Source organism: Methylobacterium sp. ME121, from assembly GCF_000974725.1.
GTDB lineage: Bacteria > Pseudomonadota > Alphaproteobacteria > Rhizobiales > Beijerinckiaceae > Methylobacterium > Methylobacterium radiotolerans.
The window spans coordinates 1-1852 of record NZ_BBUX01000163.1; the positions used below are offsets into that span (position 1 = coordinate 1).

Here is a 1852-nt window from a genome sequence, read left to right on the forward strand (position 1 = left end):
GACCAGGTGTCTATCTCGGGGATTAAATTTCGATCGGCATACGCGGAGCATTCATCCTCATTTGTTTTCGCAATGAGCGTCATTGAACCCGCGAAATTGTACTGCGAACCAAGTGTCTCCAAATCATTTGCGTGGATGAAGCGGACCTGTCTGGAAAACTGTGGTGGCCAGGCCGACCTCGATCCACGGACAGGTCGTCACAACCGTAAATTTGATTGGAGACAAGCGATGAAGGCGTCGAAGAAGTTATCCATCGTGACGGTCGCGGCCGCGCTCTGTGTCGCGCCGCTCTCCGCCGCATTCGCCGACCTGCGTGTAGGCTCTCCGACGCGGCCCCTCCCGCAGACGACCTGGGATGGGCTCTCGACCGGCTCGATCCTCTCGGGGGAGATGCTGACCCGCGCGGTCGGCGGCTGCCGCAGAAGCTCAGCCCAGGAAGGCAACGCCGACCAGCAGCACTTCCCGGTGCAGCAGTACGGGCAGACGTCGGGCGGCTATCGCTGCTGAAGCGGGCGCATCACCTCGACGCGACAGCCGTCCGGCTGTCCAGCAATCGCCGACATCAACATGGTCCGCCGTGCCACCCGGGCATGGCTGACCGCGCGTGCGATCCTCGCCCTGGAGGGCATCTCACCGGCATCCGCCACACGCCCTCCGGTGGACCGCCAGTCGCTTCGATCTAACCCCATGAGGTTCGAGCCCGGCATGAGCCGGGTGTTCCGGGTCGGCTCCGCGCTCCCGCATGACGACGGTTTTTCCGTTTCTCCACGGCCGGGCCCGGCAACATGGCGGCGCCATGGCCTCCCTGCACGCACTCGATCCGATCTGGAAGGTCCTCGACCCGTGGATGCGATCAAACACACGCCCCTGACGTTCGCGGAAGCCTGCAGGTTCATCGCGCGCCTCCTGAAACCGGAGGCGGGCTTCGTCTGGACGGCCGTCGTCTATGGGGCCGCCGTGGCGCTCCTGGGCCTTGCCGTGCCGGTGTCGGTGCAGCTCCTGATCAACTCGGTGGCCAACACGGCGCTGCCGGCGCCCCTGTTCGTCCTGTCCGGGCTTCTGCTCGGGCTTCTGCTCGCCGCCGCCATGCTCAGCGCCGCGCGGATATACGTCCTGGCGCTGTTCGAGCGGCGCGTGTTCGCGAGGATTGTCGCGGAAATCACCCTGCGTGCCCTCCACGCCAGAAACCCGCACTTCGACGACGCAGGGCGCCGCGACCTGTTCAACCGCTTCTTCGATCTTATGACGGTCCAGAAAGCGGTCCCGCATCTTCTGGTCGGCGGCTTGGCGATCCTTCTACAAGCCGGGATCGGCCTCGTCCTGACAAGTTTCTATCATCCGTTCTTTCTCGCCTTCAATCTCGTCGCCGCCGCCGTCCTGCTCGGCATCGGGTTCATCTGGGCGGGGCCGGCGGTCCGGTCCGGCGCGGCGCTGAGCCATGCGAAGCACGAGACGGCGCGTTGGCTGGAGAGCGTCGGCACCTCGAACGGCTTCTACAAGCACGGTGGTCGGCTATCGGCCGCGATGGCGCGTTCCGACGCGATGACCGCCGCCTACCTGCGGGCGCATCGCCGCCACTTCCGCCACACCTTCGCGCAGACCATCGGATTCCTCGTGGTCTACGCGGTCGCCAGTGCCGCCCTGCTGGCCATGGGCGGATGGCTCATCCTGCAGGGGCAATTGTCGCTCGGGCAACTCGTGGCGGCGGAACTCGTCTTGTCGGGGGCCTTCTACGGCATCTCGCAACTAGTGCAGTGACGCGGACAGAGGATTCACGCGTCCGATGAGACGTGCGAGTCTGGGCCATGGCTCAGACGGTCTGTGTGCTTCTCGATGCGAGCGATGCGGCACG

General features: G+C 65.2%; 2 protein-coding genes. Both read left to right on the forward strand.

Features of this window, described 5'->3' with window-relative positions; translation table 11 throughout:
* Positions 1-507: hypothetical protein (locus ME121_RS34840; protein ID WP_491892958.1), on the forward strand; the 507-nt coding region annotated here is incomplete at its 5' end.
* 180 nt (positions 508-687) lie between these two features.
* Positions 688-1758, forward strand: coding sequence for an ATP-binding cassette domain-containing protein (locus tag ME121_RS32680; RefSeq protein ID WP_458472457.1), 1071 nt, complete (start codon positions 688-690; stop codon positions 1756-1758).
* Positions 1759-1852: the final 94 nt, after the last annotated feature.

Coding starts and splice junctions, on each gene's coding strand:
- ME121_RS32680 (WP_458472457.1), top strand. CDS start 688: ATGAGGTTCGAGCCCGGCATGAGCCGGGTGTTCCGGGTCGGCTCCGCG.